The 14,452-nt window shown below is 75.2% G+C and carries 12 protein-coding genes and 2 pseudogenes; 4 read left to right on the forward strand and 10 right to left on the reverse strand.

The window, feature by feature from the left end:
- Positions 1 to 193: 193 nt before the first annotated feature.
- Genes AF335_RS31030 through AF335_RS31040 form a run of 3 tightly spaced genes read right to left on the reverse strand, consistent with a single transcriptional unit; the run spans position 194 to position 3,198 of the window.
- Positions 194 to 1,069, reverse strand: coding sequence for an ABC transporter ATP-binding protein (locus tag AF335_RS31030; RefSeq protein ID WP_102921757.1), 876 nt, complete (start codon positions 1,067 to 1,069; stop codon positions 194 to 196).
- On the reverse strand, positions 1,066 to 2,136 hold the full coding sequence (locus AF335_RS31035; protein WP_102921758.1) for a FecCD family ABC transporter permease: 1,071 nt from the start codon (positions 2,134 to 2,136) through the stop codon (positions 1,066 to 1,068). The genes AF335_RS31030 and AF335_RS31035 overlap by 4 nt, the downstream gene beginning before the upstream one ends.
- On the reverse strand, positions 2,137 to 3,198 hold the full coding sequence (locus tag AF335_RS31040) for an ABC transporter substrate-binding protein (RefSeq protein ID WP_102921759.1): 1,062 nt from the start codon (positions 3,196 to 3,198) through the stop codon (positions 2,137 to 2,139).
- A 198-nt stretch (positions 3,199 to 3,396) separates the two neighbouring features.
- Between AF335_RS31040 and AF335_RS31045 the strand changes: the two genes are divergently transcribed.
- Complete coding sequence (locus AF335_RS31045) at positions 3,397 to 4,137, forward strand: PIG-L deacetylase family protein (protein ID WP_102921760.1); 741 nt, start codon at positions 3,397 to 3,399, stop codon at positions 4,135 to 4,137.
- On the opposite strand, the gene AF335_RS31050 is transcribed toward AF335_RS31045, so the two are convergent.
- From AF335_RS31050 to AF335_RS31070, 5 genes and pseudogenes are all read right to left on the reverse strand, one after another.
- Positions 4,127 to 5,377 (reverse strand): PP2C family protein-serine/threonine phosphatase, encoded by a 1,251-nt coding sequence (locus AF335_RS31050; protein WP_170127846.1) that lies wholly within the window; start codon positions 5,375 to 5,377, stop codon positions 4,127 to 4,129. The genes AF335_RS31045 and AF335_RS31050 overlap by 11 nt on opposite strands.
- 215 nt (positions 5,378 to 5,592) lie before the next feature.
- Positions 5,593 to 5,952, reverse strand: a pseudogene (locus AF335_RS31055) (PTS-dependent dihydroxyacetone kinase phosphotransferase subunit DhaM); the annotation flags it as partial.
- 17 nt (positions 5,953 to 5,969) lie between these two features.
- A pseudogene (gene dhaL, locus AF335_RS31060) lies at positions 5,970 to 6,599 on the reverse strand (dihydroxyacetone kinase subunit DhaL); the annotation flags it as partial.
- A gap of 69 nt (positions 6,600 to 6,668) precedes the next feature.
- Positions 6,669 to 7,637 (reverse strand): DUF6114 domain-containing protein, encoded by a 969-nt coding sequence (locus AF335_RS31065; RefSeq protein ID WP_244927211.1) that lies wholly within the window; start codon positions 7,635 to 7,637, stop codon positions 6,669 to 6,671.
- Positions 7,628 to 8,242 carry a DUF6230 family protein gene (locus tag AF335_RS31070; RefSeq protein WP_102921763.1) on the reverse strand — a complete coding sequence of 205 codons (615 nt, stop codon included), beginning with the start codon at positions 8,240 to 8,242 and terminating at the stop codon, positions 7,628 to 7,630. Before AF335_RS31070 ends, AF335_RS31065 begins: the two co-directional genes overlap by 10 nt.
- Positions 8,243 to 8,322: 80 nt before the next feature.
- Between AF335_RS31070 and AF335_RS31075 the strand changes: the two genes are divergently transcribed.
- Positions 8,323 to 8,994 (forward strand): TetR/AcrR family transcriptional regulator, encoded by a 672-nt coding sequence (locus AF335_RS31075; protein WP_102921764.1) that lies wholly within the window; start codon positions 8,323 to 8,325, stop codon positions 8,992 to 8,994.
- Between the two features lie 103 nt (positions 8,995 to 9,097).
- Here the strand turns inward: AF335_RS31075 and AF335_RS31080 are convergent, their stop codons facing one another.
- Together AF335_RS31080 and AF335_RS31085 are read right to left on the reverse strand one after the other, a co-directional pair.
- Positions 9,098 to 10,117, reverse strand: coding sequence for an L-tyrosine/L-tryptophan isonitrile synthase family protein (locus AF335_RS31080; protein ID WP_102921765.1), 1,020 nt, complete (start codon positions 10,115 to 10,117; stop codon positions 9,098 to 9,100).
- A 7-nt stretch (positions 10,118 to 10,124) separates the two neighbouring features.
- Positions 10,125 to 11,360: a cytochrome P450 family protein gene (locus tag AF335_RS31085; RefSeq protein WP_102921766.1), complete on the reverse strand. Its 1,236-nt coding sequence runs from the start codon at positions 11,358 to 11,360 to the stop codon at positions 10,125 to 10,127.
- Between the two features lie 287 nt (positions 11,361 to 11,647).
- Here AF335_RS31085 and AF335_RS31090 point away from each other — a divergent pair, with 287 nt between their 5' ends.
- Together AF335_RS31090 and AF335_RS31095 are read left to right on the forward strand one after the other, a co-directional pair.
- Positions 11,648 to 11,938 (forward strand): hypothetical protein, encoded by a 291-nt coding sequence (locus AF335_RS31090; RefSeq protein WP_102921925.1) that lies wholly within the window; start codon positions 11,648 to 11,650, stop codon positions 11,936 to 11,938.
- Positions 11,935 to 14,424 (forward strand): heavy metal translocating P-type ATPase, encoded by a 2,490-nt coding sequence (locus AF335_RS31095; protein ID WP_244927212.1) that lies wholly within the window; start codon positions 11,935 to 11,937, stop codon positions 14,422 to 14,424. The genes AF335_RS31090 and AF335_RS31095 overlap by 4 nt, the downstream gene beginning before the upstream one ends.
- The last annotated feature ends 28 nt before the right edge of the window (positions 14,425 to 14,452 follow it).

A 14,452-nucleotide genomic window follows, 5' to 3' on the forward strand; every position in this document is an offset into this window, starting at 1 on the left:
GGGGCGTGGCGGGTCCGACTGGGTCCTGAGCGCGTACGACTATGCCGGCCCCCGCCGCGCCGCGGAACGGTGCCGGAGCGCCCTTCGTCCGCCGGCGCCGGGCCGGGGGCGGGGCCGGGGGCGGGCGGCTGCGCCGGGCCTTCCCCTACCCGCCCCTTCCCGAATTGTCCTCAAGCGCCGGACGGGCTGAAAATCAGCCCGTCCGGCGCTTGAGGACCGGCGTCCGGGGCGGAGCCGCGGGTTCACCCGGCGGACCGGCGGGGGACCCGACCCGGGCACCGGCGTCCGCGGCCGCGTCCGCCACCCCCCGGTGGTCGAACGCGATCAGCGGATCCCCCGTCAGCGGATGCTCCACCACCGCGGCCCGCACCCCGAACACCTCCGCCAGCAGCGCCGGCGTCAGCACCTCCCGCGGTGTGCCCGAGGCCACCACGGCCCCCTCGTGCAGTACGTGCAGCCGGTCGCACAGCGAGGCCGCCGCGTTGAGGTCGTGCAGCGAGAGCAGGGTCGTACGGCGCTGCTCCCGCAGCAGGGCCAGGAGCTCCACCTGGTGTCGTACGTCCAGGTGGTTCGTCGGCTCGTCGAGCACCAGGACCTTCGGATCCTGGGCCAGGGCGCGCGCCAGCAGCACCCGCTGCCGCTCGCCGCCCGACAGGGTGGAGAAGCGCCGGGCCCCGGCGCCGGCCATGCCGACCCCGGCCAGGGCCGTCGCCACGATGTCCGCGTCCGCGCGGTCCTCGCCCGCGAACGCCCGTTTGTAGGGCGTGCGGCCCATCGCCACGACCGCGCGGACCGACAGCTCGAAGTCGCTGCCGCGCTCCTGCGGCAGCGCCGCGACCCGCCGGGCCGTCTCGGCCGCGGTCAGCGAGCGGATGTCGGCGTCCCCGACCAGCACCCGCCCGGCGTGCGGGCGCAGATAGCGGTAGACGGTCCGCAGCACGGTCGACTTGCCGCTGCCGTTGGGGCCGATCAGCCCGGCGATCTCCCCGTCCTCGGCGACCAGGTGGACGCCGGACACCACCGTACGGCCGGACAGGGTGACGTCGAGCTCCTCGACGGCGATCCTCATCCCTGACCCCTCTCCAGTCGGCGGTCCAGCAGATACAGCAGCGTCGGGGCGCCGATCAGCGCCGTCACCACACCCACCGGAAGCTCCTGGTCCGGCAGGGCGGTACGGGCCACGAGGTCGACGACCACCAGCAGGACCGCGCCGAACAGCGCGGCCACCGGCAGCAGCCTGCGGTGATCGCCGCCCACCACCATCCGGCAGACGTGCGGCACCATCAGCCCCACGAAGCCGATCGCCCCGGACACCGACACCAGGACACCGGTGAGCACGCTCGTCACGACGAACAGCTCACGCCGCAGGCGCACCACGTCGACGCCCAGCCCGGCCGCGGTCTCGTCACCCATCAGCAGGGCGTCGAGGGCGCGGGCGCGGGCCAGCAGCGCCACCAGGCCGAGCGCCACCGCCACCACCGGCAGCGTCAGGGTCGCCCACTGGGCCCCGCCGAGCGAGCCCATCAGCCAGAACAGCACCCCGTGCGTCTGCTGGTCGTCCCCGGCCTGGAGCACCAGATAGTGGGTGAACCCGGACAGGAACTGCCCGATGCCCACCCCCGACAGCACCAGCCGCAGCGGCGAGAAGCCACCGCCGCGCCGGGCCATCGCCCACACCAGCGCGAACGAGGCCAGCGCCCCGGCGAACGCCGCCGAGGACAGCCCCAGCCCCAGCGCGCCGCCCGCGCCGGCGCCCAGCACGATCGCCGCGACCGCGCCCAGCGACGCCCCGCTGGAGATGCCCAGCAGATACGGGTCGGCCAGCGGATTGCGCACCAGGGCCTGGACGGCCGTGCCGACGAGGCCCAGCCCCGCGCCCACCACGGCCGCCAGCAGGGCCCGCGGCACCCGCAGCTGCCAGACGATCAGGTCCTGGGTGCCCGGTACCGGGTCCTGCCCGGAGACGCCCCGGGCCACCGCGGACCACACGTCGCCCGGCGGGACGTCCGATGAGCCCAGGCACACCGAGGCGACCAGCGCGGCCACCAGGGCCGCGCCCAGCACGGCGGCGGCCCAGCGGGCCCGGACGCCCGGCTCCCGCTCCCGCCCCTCGGCGGCCGCAGTGAGCGCCGTCATCTACTTGACCCGGTCCGGGTACAGCGTGTGCGCGATCTCCCGCACGGTGTCGGCGCTGCGCACCCCGCCGATGGTGGTCCGCTGCGAGGTGATGCGCAGGAAGCGGCCCTCCTGGACGGCCTTGAGGTCCTTGGTCGCGGGGAAGGTCCTCAGGAACTCGGCGGCGTCGTCGAACGCCTTGCGGTCGGCCTCCTCGCTGCCCCGGCTGCGGACGGCGAGCTGGATCCATTCGGGGTTCTTGGCGACGACGTCCTCCCAGCCCACGGGCTTGAAGTCGCCGTCGCAGTCCGCGAAGACGTTCCGCGCGCCGGCCTGGGTGAGGATCCCGTTGGCGACCTGCCGGTTGCACACGGCCATCGGCTGCTTGGTGCTCGCGTCGTAGTCGAAGAGGAAGTAGGAGGGCCGCTTGTCCTCGGGGACGTCCTTGAGGGCGTCGCGGACCGCGCCCGTCTTCTTCCGCATCTCCTGGACCAGCTCCCGCGCGCGGGCGGAGGTGCCGGTCACCTTGCCGAGCTCCTCGATGTCGGCCTCGACGCCCGACAGGTCCGTCCGGGCGGACTTGCCCATCGCGGCGCACGCCGTCGACTTCAGGTAGACGTGCTTGATCCCGGCGGTCTCGAACTCCTTGGGCGTGGGGGCGTCGCCCGCCTTGCCCATGTTCTTCATCGACGAGAACGAGTCGATGTAGAGGTCGGCGCCCGAGCCGAGCAGCTTCTCCTTGGGGATGCCCATCTTGCCGAGCACCGGTACCTTCGCCGCCCGGTCGGACATGTCCTGCGGCAGCGTGCCCTTGCCGGGCGGAAAGCCCGTACCGACGACCTTGTCGCCCGCGCCCAGCCACATCAGCAGCTCCAGGGCGGCGGCGTTGCTGGTGACGATCCGCTTCGGCGGCGCGTCGAAGGTGGTCTTCGCCCCCATGCAGTCGGCGACGCTCACCGGGAAACCGGCCCGCGCGGCCGGCGCGCCGTCGTCGGTACTCTCCGCCTTGCCGCCACCGGTGCCACAGGCCGTCGTCGTCAGGGCCACAGCGGCCAGCACACCGCACCACGCACGAGGGCGCATCAGGAACTCTCCAGAAAATCGTGATCCGCACGGGCCCGCCCGTGCGGGTCCGGATCAGGTAGTCGGACCGCGCCGCCGCCGGGTTCCCGCGTGTCGCGAAGAAGCCCGACGTACGCTGCCTCGAACGCCCCACCGAGACACCCTGCCGTGACCCCGGGCCGTGGACCCCGGGCCGCGCGATGGACGAAGGAGACCGGCATGGCGGACCAGCTCCGGGAGATGCCCACCGACTGGCGGCGCGCCCTCGCGATCGTCGCCCACCCCGACGACCTCGAATACGGCGCCTCGGCGGCCGTGGCGACCTGGCTCGACGACGGCCGCGAATGCGTGTACCTGCTGGCCAGCCTGGGCGAGGCGGGCATCGACACACTGCCGCCCGCCGAGGCCGGGCCACTGCGCGAGCGGGAGCAGCGCGCCGGCGCCGCCGCCGTCGGCGTCCGGACCGTGGAGTTCCTCGGCCACCCCGACGGCGTCATCGAGTACGGGACCGCCCTGCGCCGCGACTTCGCGGCCGCCGTCCGCCGCCACCGCCCCGAACTGGTGCTCACCCTCAACCACCACGACACCTGGTCCTGGGGCGACAGCGTCTTCTGGAACACCCCCGACCACCGCAACGTCGGCCGCGCCACGCTCGACGCGGTCGGCGACGCGGGCAACCGCTGGATCTTCCCCGAGCTGGCCGAGGAGGGCCTGGTGCCCTGGGACGGGGTGCGGTACGTCGCGGTCGCCGGGTCCCCGCACCCCACCCACGCCGTCGACGCGGGCGCGGGCCTGGAGCGGGCCGTCGCCTCCCTGCTCTGTCACCGCACCTATATCGAGGCGCTGACCAAGGAGGAGCCGGAGGTCTACTGCCGGCGCTTCCTGGAGGGGGCCATGGCCTCCGTGTCGGAGCGGTTCGGCGGCCGCCCGGGCGTCGCCTTCGAGCTGTTCAGCCGCTGATCCGGGCCGTCTCACCGCCGGGCCGGGCCGGCTCGCCGCCGCCGGCCCCGACGGCGGCCCGCTCCATCACCAGCACCGCCGCGTCGTCCTGCAACCGCCCGCCGGTGTGCGCGTCGAGATCGGCCCGCAGCCGTCCCAGCAGCTCCGGGGTCGGCAGGGCGGCCCAGGCCCCGAGCCGCTCCGCCAGCGGATAGAAGCCGCCGTCCGGGGCGCGGGCCTCGGTCACCCCGTCCGTGCAGGCCAGCACCCGGCAGTCGGCGGGCAGCGTCAGCCGGCGGCCGGTCCGCCGCGCGGGCGCCAGGTCCCCGAGGCCGAGCGGCAGCCCGGGGTCGGCCGCCTCCAGCTCCCGCACGCCGCCGTCCGGGCCGATCAGGAACGGCGCCAGGTGCCCGCAGTCCACGAAGACCACCGGCACCTCGCCGTCGTCTCCCGGCGCGCCCGGGTTCCCCTTCCCGGCGTCCCCGGCTTCCCCGGCCGCCTCGGCCGCCTCGGCCTCCTCGGTGCCGAAGACCAGCGCCGTCACGAACTCCTCCGAGGCGCGCATCACCAGGCTGTCGGGAGGGGCACCCGGGGCGCCGTCCGGGCGCGCGCTCGCCTGATAGGCCGTCGAGCGGTGGTAGCGGTGGAGCCCCTGCTCCATCGCCTCCACCCCGCTCTCCAGGTCCCGCCGGTGGTACGCCGCCTCCCGGAACGCCGTCAGCACCGCGGCGCCCGCCCCCAGCGTGCCGAGCCCCTTGCCCCGTACGTCGCCGATCAGCACGCGCGTCCCGTACGGGGTGTCCACCACCTCGTAGATGTCACCGCCGATCAGCGCCTCCCGCTGCGAGGAGACGTAGAAGCCGTCGACGACCACCCCTCCGGTGCGCAGCGGCAGCGGCCGCAGGAGCGCCCGCTGTGCCGCCTCGCCGGTCGCCCGCACCCGTTCCAGCAGGGCCTCCGCGTCCCGCCGCAGCCGCGCCACCGCGATGCTGGCGGTCACCATCAGGGCGTTGCCCACGAAGGAGCTGACGCGGTTGAGGGGCACCTCGTCGGCGAGGATGCCGTGGTGGGCGACCATCAGACAGAAGTCGAGGACGCCGATGAACACCGTCTGCCGGAAGGTGCACACCATCGCGGCCGTCAGCGGGGCGAGGGCCGCGAAGACGTTCAGCCGGAGATTGGCCGGGGTGATCAGGTCGATGATCACCACGACCGTGAGATAGGCAAGGACGAGCGCGAAGGGCAGTCTGCGCGACGACACCGTGGCGGGACCTCCACGCCGGAAATGGGGCTGCATAGGGCATTTCGCCGATCACAGACTTCCATGACAGGTCCGCCCCGTCCAACCCCGCGATCTTGCAGGCCCGGTGTGTCTCAGAGCTTCCGGTACGTCCGGGCGTCGTCCGTCGCCGCGAGCACCGCCGCCATGTCACCCCCGGCCGACGCTGTGACCAGCGCGGTCACCGCTCCCTCGACGAACGGGGCGTCAGCGATACGGACATCGGCGGCACTAAGGGTGCCCTCGGTGAGCAGCGCCTTGACGGTGAGTACCGCGCTCCCCATGTCGCACAGCACCACCACGCCTTTCCCCTGATCCGCCTCCGCGACGGCCCCGCGCACCAGTTCGGCGCTGGTGCCGACGCCGCCGTCCGGCAGCCCCCCGGCAGGCACGGCCGGTGCCGGGTCTCCCGTACCGGTGAGCGCGCGGGCGAGCGCGGCCGTGGCCGCCGCCACCTCGCGGCTGTGCGAGACGAGCACCACGCCGACCCGGCCCGCCACCGGCTCCGGCGCGGCCCGGTCGCCGGCCCGGTGGCCGCGGCCACCGGCGCCGCGCACGCCTCCGGGTCCGTGGCCTCGTACAGCGCCGTGACCAGCAGTGCGGAGGAAGTGGCTCCGGGGTCCTGGTGGCCGATGCTGCGCTCGCCGAGATAGCTGGCCCGGCCGCGCCGCGCCCGCATCGGCACCGTCGCCGCCGCGCCCTCCCGGGCGGCGTGCGCCGCCGCGGCCAGCGCCTCCGTCACGTCGCCGCCCTCCAGGGCCGCGGCATAGGCGTCGGCGGCGGGCTGGAGGGCGTCGACCATCGTCTTGTCCCCGGGGGCCGAGTCCCCGAGCCGCCGTACGCTCGCCACCGCCGCGGCCAGCGCCCGGCCGAGGGTCTCCGGCGGGACCACCGGGTCGTCGCCCAGGATCTTGCCCATGCGGCGCAGCACCGTGCCGTAGAGCGGTCCGGACGCGCCGCCGACGGTGTTGGTGAGATGCGCGCCGACGGCCGTCAGCAGCGCTCCCGGGGTGGTCCCGGGGGCGGCCGCGGCCTCGGCGGTCACGGCCTCGGCGGTGGTGAAACCGCGCTTGAGGTTGGCGCCGTGGTCGGCGTCGCCGATGGCGGCGTCGAGGTCGGTGAGCCGGGCCGCCTCCGCGACGATCACGCGCGTGGCGCGGTCGAGGAAGCGGAGGAAGAAGGCCAGATCGAGCGGGACGGTCATGTGCGGTGGCTCCCTGTCGCTGGTACGGGCCCGTCCCGGCTCAGCGTAGTGCGGCCACCCCCGGCCGCCTCAGGAGCGCCCCCGGGCGGCCAGCGTCAGCCGGTCGGCGACGATGAGGTCCGAGGTGACCAGGGCCTGTTCGGCGGTGACGTCCGTCATGAAGACGAAGGGCGGCACAACCGGCGGCACCGGCAGCCCGTCGGGCGAGAACGTCACACAGAGCAGCCCCTCCAGACAGCCGCTGAACCGGGTGAGGTAGAGCGTGACCCGTCCGCTCAGCTCCAGGGTGTCGGCGCCGAGCGCCAGTTCGGCCCCGCCGCCGTCGCGCGTCGTCAGCCGGTAGTCGGCCAGGGACGCCGCCCGCATGGTGAGGACCATGACCTTCAGCGGCCCTTTCGCGGTGGGCACCCGGGTGACCCCGGCGAACGCGAAGCCGTGCGGGGCGAACAGCGTCGTACGGACGGTCGGCGGGACGGCCGCCGCCCGGACGCCGTCGTCCCCGCGCGGCGCGGCCTCGGCGCGGTGCGCCGCCGGAGTGCCGACCGCGGCCAGCAGGACGACGGGCAGGACGGCGGCGAGCGCCTTCGGGCCGGCGCCGCCCGGCTCGCGGGACGGCGCTCCGTGTTCCTCCTCCTCGGGCGGGCGCGCGGCGGGCGTCCAGCCGAACCCCATCGCGCTGCCCGCGATGCCGAGGGCCATCCCGACGAGGAAGCCGCCGAGGTTCGTCGCGGCGAAGGACAGCACGGACAGGAGCAGGGCGTGGAGGCTCACATAGCGCCGGGTGCCGGGCGCGTACCAGAGGAACAGCCCGGCGACGATCAGCGCCAGCCCGATCCCGATCGCCGCCAGGCCGCCGAGCCCCAGGCTCACCAGCACGGTGACCGGTGACAGGGGCACGACGAGCAGTTCCGCGCCGCCGAGCACCAGCAGCAGCCCGGCCCAGAAGGGCCGGGTGCGCCGCCAGCGCCGGAACGCCCGCCGCGCGTCCGGCAGCCGCGGGACCCGTGGGCCCGGGAGCGTCCGGCGGGTCAGAAGCACTTCTTGCCGTCCAGGTTCACATCGAGGCGCAGCCCCCGGAGCCGGAAGTTCCCGCCGGTCGCCGACCAGGCGTGCGAGCGCACTCCGGCGACCGTGATGTCCCCGGCCTGGAGCCCGAAGGCGCCGGGCTCGCCCGTCACGCCCGCCACCTCGTCGAGCGTGGACGCGTCCCGTCCGATCTGCGCGGTGCCGAAGCGCGCGTCACCGACCAGGTCCTCGCCGTCGATGATCAGATTGCTGGCGGTGACGTCACCGGCGGCGCCGCCGGCCGTGAGCTTGAAGGTGACGACCCCCAGCGGCGTCCGTACGCTCGCCGCCTGGCAGATGTCGCTGAGCGTCGCGTCCCCGATCCCCAGCAGGGCGACGGGGTGCCCCTTGCCGTCCACGGACCGGTCCGTCTGCACATACGAGGACAGGCCCTTACTCGTCAGTTTTCCGGAGGAGACCTGGAAGTTGGTGCCCGACACCGCGAAGGACGCGGCCAGCGCGCCCTGGGCCATCACCGCCGCCATCGCGCCCACCGCGAGCACGGCGGGGACGGCGACCAGGGCGGACTTCCGCCAGGCGGTCCGGCCTTCCGGAAGACGTCTTTCCGATCCGCTCACTGCATCCTCCCGCAGGGAAGTGAGTGGTGTGGCTTCTGTCATACTGCGGACGTCCGGTGTGGTTGAGGCTAGGGCCGAATTTGAACAATAGTCAACAGCGCGGTACGGAGCGCTCCCGGTCACGGCGGGCCGAACTCATCGCCATCGGGCGGAAGTTGTTCGCCGACACGTCCTACGACGCCCTGTCCATGGACGACATCGCCCGGCACGCGGGCGTCGCCAAGGGCCTGATCTACTACTACTTCACCAGCAAGCGCGGCTATTACCTGGCGATCGTCGAGGACTCGGTGGCCGAGCTCGTCCTGCGGGCGAGCGCCACCCACGACCTGCCGCCCGCCGCGCGCGTCGAGCACACCGTCGACGGCTACCTCCGCTACGCCCAGCACCACCAGGCCGCCTACCGGGCGATCGTCACGGGCGGCGTCGGCTTCGACGCGGAGGTCATGGCGATCCGCGCGGGCGTGCGCGAGAAGCTCCTGGTCACGATCGCCCAGGGCGCCTGGGGCCGCTCGGACCTCCCGCTGATCGCCCGCACGGCGCTGATCGGCTGGCTGTCGAGCGTGGAGGGCGTGACCCTGGACTGGCTGGGCCACCAGGACCACGAGAGCCGCGAGGGTCCCGGCGGTCGCGAGGGCCACGAGGGGCTTTCCCGGGAGACCGTGCGGTCGATGCTGGTGCGGGCGCTGGGCGACACCCTGCGGATGATCGAGGACTACGAACCGGCGTGCCCGGCACCGGCGCGGTCGCCGTGACCGGTCCGGCCGGCGCCCCGGGCCGGACCGTCACCGGAGTGGGCGGAACGCTCCGGTCCGCCCGGCGGCCGGGGCCCGGAGCGGGTCCGGGCCCGACGGCCCGTCAGACCTCTTCGTAGTGGCTCGGGCGCCCGTCCCGGAGGACGAGCCGCCCCACCCGCTCCGCGTCCTCCCGCCGCATCAGCCGCGCGGCGCCGCCACGCGTCCGCAGCACCACCGTGTGCCACGGCGTGGCCCACGCGTCCGCAGCCTCCAGCAGACGGATGCCGAACTTCTCCGAGCCCGGCCGCTGCGGGTGAATCGACAGGCGTACGGACCTGGGGTGGTGATGGGCGATGAGGTCGCCCCAGGCGCGGCTGCGCGCGATGACGCCGTAGGCGCGGGTCCGGCACTCGCGCTGCAGGGCGGACCGCGTGCCGGTGAAGTCCGCGGTGTCCTCGACGAGGAAGCGGGTGATGCCGCGGTAGAGGCGGGCGGTCTCCTCGTCGGTGCGGGCCAGTTCGCGCAGGCTGGGCACGGAGGGCGCGAACGCCTCGGTGACCAGGCGGCGCTTGGTGTCGTGGTCGAGGTCGCCGTGCACGTCGCGCAGGTCGAAGGTGTCGAGGCGGGTCAGCCCCGCGCCGCGGATGAGGTCGCGCAGGGCGTCCCCGTACGCGTCGATCAGCGGGTCGGGCACCCGGATGAGGTCGCCGAAGATGTGCCCGTCGGAGCAGATGAGCATGCGCGCGCCCGGCTCGTAGACCTCCGCGACGCGTGCGCAGAGGCGGTCGAGGAAGCCCAGGGAGAGCCGCTCGCCCTCGTCGGGCAGGTGGCCGAGCACCTTGGCCGGGTTCGGGGACTTGCAGGGGAAGCCGGGCAGCGTGAGGACGATCGGTTCGCCGGCGTCCGTGAACTGCCGTATCTGGCGCAGCTGCTCCGGGTGGTCGGCGGGGTCCGGGGAGCCCGGGCCGCTCGTGCGGTGGTACGGCAGGAGGAGGTTCAGCACCCGGGCCTCGACCGTGGTCGCCGCGGGCGAGGGCACGAGGGCGGGGGTGCCTATGGGGGGAGCCGTCCGCACCGGAGGGAGGGGCGGCGCGGGGCTCGTGGGGACGGCGGTGTCTACGGAGACGGAGAGGGTCGGCATGGGGCACTCATCCACGGGGGCGGGGGCAGACGGGCCGGTCGAAGGCGACGGGCAGCTCGCCCACGCCCCGGCCGAGGACGGCGGGGATCCAGGGCAGTTCCTCGTCGGGCACCGCGAGGCGGATCCCGGGCAGGCAGCCGGTCAGGGTGCCGAGGGCGACCTGGAGTTCGATCCGGGCGAGGGCCGCGCCGGGACAGAAGTGGACGCCGTGCCCGAAGGACAGGTGCGGGCCCTGGGCCCGGTCGAGGTCGAGGACGTCGGGGTCGGGGAAGCGCTCGGGGTCACGGTTGGCGGCGCACAGCGAGACGATCACGGAGTCGCCGGCGGGCACCCGGGTGCCGTGCAGGTCGGCGTCCTCGGCGAGGAAGCGCCAGGTCGTCAGCTCGAAGGCGCCGTCGAGGCGCATCAGTTCCTCGACGGCGGCCGGCATCAGCCCGGGTTCGGCGCGCAGCCGGTCCAGCACCTCGGGGTGGCGGAGCAGGGCGACCACGGCGGTGGTGATCTGGTTGGTGACGGGCTCCTGGCCGGCCACCAGCAGCTGGAAGATCATGGAGTCCAGCTCCTCCGGCGTCAGCTCGCCCGCGTCACGGGCGGCGACCAGGCCGCCGAGGAGCCCGTCACCGGGGTCGGCCACCACCTCGGCGATGTACGCCTGGAGTTCCCGCAGCAGCGCCTCGTAGGCGGGGCGGCCGGGGTCGGTGGGGCCGACGGGGGCCACGACCTTGCCCCACTCGCGCCGGAAGCGGGCGGCGAGGCGCGGGGACAGCCCGATGACCTCGGCGAGGACCTGGAAGGGGAAGCGGGCGGCGAAGCAGGCCACGAGGTCCGCCGAGTCCGTGTCCTCGGGCATCGCGTCGACGAGCGCGTCGGCCATCTCCTGGAAGCGGGGCCGCAGCTCCTCCACCCGGCGCGGTGCGAAGGCGTCCGTGACCAGGCGGCGCATGGCCGTGTGCTTGGGCGGGTCCTGGTGCAGGAGGTGCACCTGGAGCTGGGAGTGCTGCGGCTCGGGCATGATCGAGGCGCGCTCGCGCCAGCGGTCGTTGCCCCGGGAGTGGTTCTTGCCGAGCCGGGGGTCGGCGAGGGTCCGCTGGGCGGCGGCGTGCCCGGTGACCAGCCACGCGGTGACCCCGCTGGGGAAGAGCACCCGGTGGATCGGGCCGGCGGCGCGCAGGCGCGCGTACAGCGGGTAGGGATCCCGCTTGTACTCGGGTCCGTACAGGGGGATCGGGTCGGGCAGCGACACGGTGGGGGCTCCTCGCGAAGTCGTGGACCCCTGAGAAGTCGGACGGGGGGCCGGGCGAGTTCCCGGCCGTTCGCCACCGGGCCCGGTCGGCCGCACCCGGTCACGGCGCGGAGGCCCGCCGCCCGGCGGAGTCCGGCCGGGGCGGGGCGGCGCGAGGAGGCCGCGTCATCCTTGGGTAGTCGGCTCGGCGGACCCTTCGGTTCCCGGGGACGAAAGGGATGATCCTCACGCGCCGGGAGCCCGTCGCATCCGGGCCGGGGCGGTCCGCGACGTGTCACGATGCGGCGATGACCGCTCGTCACGTTCTCAGTCCGGCCCGCCTCGGGCCGTCCCGCGCGTACGGAACCCTGCTCGGCTTCGTCCTGTTGCTGGCCGCCCTCTTCGGTGTCGCGTACGCGGCCGGAGCGGCGGCCGGGCCCGCCTTCCCCGGCATACACCGCACCGGCGACGGCACGGGTTCCGGCGGCGGTCCGGGAGACATGGGCGGTATGGACGGGATGGACGGGATGAACAAGAGGGGCGGGATGAGCGGCATGCACGGCATGGGCGCTCCGGCCGCCGTGGAGGTGACCCGATGACCACCTCGACGGGCGGGACCGGTGGGGCCGCCGTGGCCGACGCCGCGACGACGGAGCTGATCGTCGGCGGGATGACCTGCGCGGCGTGCGTGAACCGGGTGGAGAAGAAGCTCGGCCGGCTCGACGGCGTGAGCGCGAGCGTCAACCTCGCCACGGGCCGGGCCCGGGTCAGCCACCCGGCCGCGGTGACCGCGGCGGAGCTGATGGCCGTGGTGGAGGGCGCCGGCTTCACGGCGGCGCTGCCCGAACCGCCGGCCGCCGCGAAACCGGAGGGCGGGACGGCCGGGCCGGCGGAGCCCACGGCCATGACCCGGCTGCTGGTCACGGCCCTGTTGTCGGTGCCCGTCCTGGTCCTGTCCATGGTTCCCGGCCTGCAGTTCCGCAACTGGCAGTGGCTGTGCTTCGTCCTGGCCACGCCGGTGGCCGTGTGGGGCGCGTGGCCGTTCCACGCCAAGGCGCTGCGCGGCCTGCGGCACGCCGCCGCGACCATGGACACACTGGTCTCGCTGGGCGTGCTGGCCTCGTACTCGTGGTCGGCGTACGCCCTGTTCCTCGGCGGCGCCGGCGACCCCGGCATGCGGATGCCGTTCACGCTGGTCCCGGCCATGAGCTCGATGGGCTCGATGAGCGGGGGCACGGCGGACGTATACCTCGAAGCGGTCGTGGGCGTCCCGCTGTTCGTACTGATCGGCCGGTCGCTGGAGGCGCGGGCCCGGCACAGCACGGGGTCGGCGCTACGGGCCCTCGCCTCGCTCGCGGCGAAGGACGTCGTCGTACGGCGGGACGGCGCCGAGCACCGGGTGCCGATCGAGCGGCTGCGGGTCGGCGACCACTTCGTCGTGCGCCCCGGTGAGCGGGTCGCGACCGACGGCACGGTCGTCGCGGGCAGCTCCGCGCTGGACATGTCCCTGGTGACGGGCGAGAGCGCGCCCGTCGAGACGGGCCCCGGCTCGGCCGTGGTGGGCGGCGCCGTCAACTCCGGCGGTCTGCTGGAGGTGCGGGCGGAGGCCGTCGGCGCCGACACGCGGCTCGCCCGGATCGCCAAGCTGGTGGAGGACGCGCAGGCGGGCAAGGCGAAGGCGCAGCGGGTCGCCGACGCCGTGGCCGGGGTGTTCGTCCCGGCGGTGCTGACCGTGGCCGTCACGGTCCTCGGCTTCTGGCTCGGCGCGGGTGCCGCGCCGCAGGCGGCGGTCACGGCCGCCGTCGCGGTGCTGGTCGTCGCCTGCCCGTGCGCGCTCGGCCTCGCGACGCCCACGGCCCTGCTGGCCGCGACCGGCCGGGGCGCGGGCCTCGGCATCCTGGTCAAGGGCCCGCAGGCGCTGGAGGGGCTGCGCCGCGTGGACACCGTCGTCCTCGACAAGACCGGCACGCTGACGACCGGTTCGATGACGGTGACGGGCGTGACGGCCCGGACCGGCGGGCCGGGCGCGGACGAGGCGCTGCGGCTGGCCGCGGCGGTCGAGCGGGGTTCGGAGCACCCGGTCGGCCGGGCGGTCCGCGGCTACGCGGAGGAGGCCGGTACGGGTGACCTCCCGGAGGTCGCGGACTTCGTGGCGACGCCGGGCAAGGGTGTCGCCGGGCGGGTCGGGGACCGGCTGGTGGAGGTCGTACGGCCGGAGGGCCGGCCCGCCCGCGCGAAGGGGCCGCGGAAGGGGAAGCGCCCCGTCGAGCAGCGGCCCCGGCCGGGCGGGCTGCCGGCCGAACTCGACGACGCGGTACGCGCCGCCGAGCGGGACGGGCGGACCGCGGTGGTGGTGCGGGTGGCCGGCGCGCCGGAGGCCGTGATCACCCTGGGCGACACGGTGCGCCCGGGTTCGTACCGCGCGGTCGACCACCTCAAGCGGCTCGGTCTGCGCCCGGTCCTCGCCACGGGCGACAGCGAGGGCGCGGCGCGGGCCGTCGCGGCGGAGCTCGGCATCGAGGAGGTGCACGCCCGTGCCACCCCCGAGGACAAGGCGGAGCTGGTCCGGGAGCTGCGCGCGGCGGGCCGCCGGGTCGCGGTCATCGGCGACGGCGTCAACGACACCGCGGCGCTGGCCGGCGCGGACCTGGGCATCGCGATGGGCGGCGGCACGGACGCGGCCATCGGCGCGGCGGACGTGACGCTGGTCCGCGAGGACATGGGCGCGCTGGCGGACGCGGTCCGGCTGGCCCGGCGGACGTCGGGAACGGTCCGCGCCAATCTGGCCTGGGCCTTCGGCTACAACCTGATCACCCTGCCGCTGGCGGCGGTGGGCCTGCTGAGCCCGATGGTCGCCGCGGCGGCGATGTCGGTGAGCTCGGTCCTGGTCGTGGCGAACAGCCTGCGGCTGCGGGGATGGCAGCCGAGGCGGTCGGGGCTGGGAGGCACCGGCGGCGGGCGGCGCCCCGGGGCACCGGGCCGTGCCACGGCGGCGACGGGCACGGCGCCCGCGCCGCGCCGGGGCGATGGGGGACGGGCCGCCCGGCCCGGCCCGTACGGCTGCCCGCGACCGGCGGCGCCGTGAGGACCGACGACGACACCCGGGGTGACGC

The sequence above is a fragment of the Streptomyces eurocidicus genome (genome assembly GCF_002891295.1).
GTDB classification, from domain to species: domain Bacteria; phylum Actinomycetota; class Actinomycetes; order Streptomycetales; family Streptomycetaceae; genus Streptomyces; species Streptomyces eurocidicus.